General features: G+C 71.0%; 3 protein-coding genes and 1 pseudogene. All 4 read left to right on the top strand.

Translation table 11 applies throughout. The annotated features are described in order from the left end of the window. On the top strand, positions 1 to 562 hold a 562-nt coding region (gene ssd, locus NN4_RS44400; RefSeq protein WP_371865861.1), incomplete at its 5' end, for a septum site-determining protein Ssd. Then, complete coding sequence (locus tag NN4_RS44395; protein WP_147144429.1) at positions 559 to 1,743, top strand: TadA family conjugal transfer-associated ATPase; 1,185 nt, start codon at positions 559 to 561, stop codon at positions 1,741 to 1,743. The genes ssd and NN4_RS44395, both read left to right, overlap by 4 nt. After that, the gene (locus tag NN4_RS44390) at positions 1,740 to 2,531 is read left to right on the top strand and encodes a type II secretion system F family protein (RefSeq protein ID WP_147144427.1); all 792 of its coding nucleotides are present in this window, start codon (positions 1,740 to 1,742) and stop codon (positions 2,529 to 2,531) included. The genes NN4_RS44395 and NN4_RS44390 overlap by 4 nt, the downstream gene beginning before the upstream one ends. A 153-nt stretch (positions 2,532 to 2,684) precedes the next feature. Then, positions 2,685 to 2,866, top strand: a pseudogene (locus NN4_RS44385) (type II secretion system F family protein); the annotation flags it as partial.

Raw genomic sequence — 2,866 nt, 5'->3', positions numbered from 1 at the left:
ACCGCGCTGGCCGGACCTGGTCGTCGAGGACGGCAGGGTCTCTGCTGCGGCGCTGCACTCCGCGTTGCCCACTGCGGCGCCCGGCCTGGCGGTGCTCGCCTGCGGGCGCTGCGGTGCGGGCCGGTTGCCACGCGAGATCGGCGCCGCCGCCGTCCGCGCCGTCATCGAAGCAGGCCGTGCCGCAGGCGATTTGGTGGTTTGCGACATTTCCGGCGAACGCGGCCCGCACGCCGATCAAATGCTCGACTCCGCCGACCTCGTCGTGCTGGTGGTACCCGCGCGGCTGCGCGCCGTCGCCGCCGCCGAGGCGGTCGCCGCGCACATCGGGCGCCGAAACCCCAATCAGGGCTTGATCGTTCGCGGGCCGGCACCGGGTGGCCTGCGCGGCTCCGAGGTCGCCGAGGTACTCGACCTGCCACTGCTCGCCGCCGTGCGCGCCCAAGCAGGCTTGGCCGCCCGGCTGGAACGTGGCGGTCTCACCGTGCACCGGCGCGGGCCGCTGCGCGACGCGGCCGATGCGGTGCTCGCAGTGCTGAGTGCGCCTGCTGGGCAGCGGCGATGAGTGCGCTGGTGACCTCCGAGCTACTGGATCGGGTGCGGGAACGGCTGTCCGGCGGTTCGGGTGATCCGGACCCGGCCCAGGTGGCCGCCGCTATTCGGGCCGAGGCCGGTGCGGTACTCGGTGATACGGATCTGCTGCGGGCGCTGCGGTTGTTGCAGACCGAGATGACCGGCGCCGGGGTGCTCGAGCCGCTGCTGCACGATCCACAGGTCGCCGATGTGCTGGTGACCGCGCCGGATGCCGTGTGGATAGATCGCGGGCACGGCCTGGAGAAGACCGCGATCACTTTCCCTGACGAGGCCGCGGTGCGCAGGCTGGCCCAGCGACTGGCCCTCTCGGCCGGTCGGCGACTGGACGACGCGCAGCCGTGGGTCGACGGCAGGCTGTCCGGAACCGGAGCGGCGCTGGGGGATTCGTTCGGTGTGCGACTGCACGCCGTGCTCGCTCCGGTCGCGCACGGCGGCACCTGTCTGTCGCTGCGCGTGCTGCGGCCCGCCACCCAGGGCCTGGACGCACTGGCAGCCGCGGGCGCGGTACCAGCCGACGCAAAGCGGCTGCTGGAGCGGGTCATTCAGGCCCGGCTGGCGTTCCTGGTGGTCGGCGGTACCGGTGCAGGTAAGACGACGCTGCTGTCCGGTCTGCTGGCCAAGGTCGGTCCGCGCGAACGCATCGTGTGCGTGGAGGACGCCGCCGAACTTGCGCCGCCGCACCCGCATGTGGTGCGACTCGTCGCGCGTACCGCGAACGTCGAGGGCGTCGGTGCGGTGACCGTTCGCGACCTGGTACGGCAGGCGCTTCGCATGCGTCCCGACCGGATCGTGGTCGGCGAGGTCAGAGGTGCCGAGGTGGTCGACCTGCTGACCGCGCTGAACACCGGCCACGACGGCGGTGCCGGAACAGTCCATGCAAACTCGCCACAGGAGGTGCCCGCCCGGCTGGAAGCCCTTGCGGCACTCGGTGGAATGGACCGCGCCGCACTGCACAGCCAGCTCGCCGCCGCCGTCCAAGTCGTGCTGCACGTCCACCGTCGGACGGACGGTTCTCGGGGCCTGCGCGAGATCGGTCTCGTCCGCCGCGACGACAACGGCCGCGTCCACATCGCCCCCGCCTGGCACGCGTGCGCCCCGACTCCTGCGGCGAGTGAACTGAATCGGTTGCTCGATGAGCGGCTCGACCGATGAGCGCGGCGTTGGTGTGTCTCGCGCTCGCACTACTCACGGCACCGACTTCGCCGTCGCGTCGTCGGTTCGGCGGGTTGTTCGCGGTACCGGTGGTGGCTCGAAAGGTGCAGCGCGACAAAGTGCTCCGTCTCGGAGTCTGCGTCGGCGTGGCTGTGGTGTCGGTCTTCGGGGTCGGTCCATTGCTTGCGACGGCGATGGTGGTGGGAACAATCGGGTTTCGAGTTCGCCGGGCGGGCGTGGATCGGCGCAGAAGCGCCGAATGCGCCTACCTGCTGGACGCATTGGAGGCGGTGATCGGCGAGCTGAGGGTCGGTGCCCATCCGAGTGCGGCGGCCGAGGTCGCGGCCTGCGAAGCGCGGGGTGAAGCCGCCGAGGCGTTCGCGGTGAGCGCCGGGCGCAGCAGGCTGGGAGGTTCCGCGGCCGCAGGGCTTCGACAGCTCGATTCCATCGTCGCGGTGGAGCTGTCCCGCATCGCCGACGCGTGGCAGGTGGCCGAACAGCACGGTCTGGCGCTGGCCGAGCTGCTGTCCGCCGCGCGCACGGACCTGGTGGGCCGCATCCGTTTCCACGGCCGCACCACCGCCGCTCTCGCCGGTGCTCGCGCCACCGCCACCGTGCTGGCCGCCCTGCCACTGCTCGGGCTCGGTCTCGGCCAACTGATGGGCGCTGCTCCGTTGCACGTGCTTTTCGCTTCGTCAGCAGGGGCCGTGCTGCTCCCACTCGGTGCCGCTCTCGCCTGCGCGGGCTTGCTGTGGACCGATGCCATCACCCGAAAGGTGCTCGTATGAATCTAGTGCGTTGCCGTAAGCGCGGCCGATCCCTTGCGTGGCAAACGAATTCGAGATTCCCTTCGGACAGACCGGACCTATTCGGCCCTGGTTATACGAATTGTGCTGTGTTCGAGGCGAATTGGTGGGATGAGACGTGTGCGGAGGTGCTGGATGGAGCCGGCAATGTATCCGGCCCTGCCGGTGGTGTTGCTCGCGGTCGCGCTGCTGCTGTTGCCCGGCCGGGTGGCGGTGAGTCGTCGCCTGCGGGCACTCCGGCGCCCCGCGGTGGTGCGCACCGTCGCGCCCGCGTCGAAGCAGCAGCTCGACCCGCTGGCCACGGCCTCGGTCTTCGA

The sequence above is a fragment of the Nocardia ninae NBRC 108245 genome, assembly GCF_007990755.1.
Lineage (GTDB): Bacteria > Actinomycetota > Actinomycetes > Mycobacteriales > Mycobacteriaceae > Nocardia > Nocardia ninae.
Note: the sequence above shows the minus strand (reverse complement) of the source record. Positions and strands in the feature narration are given on the sequence as shown.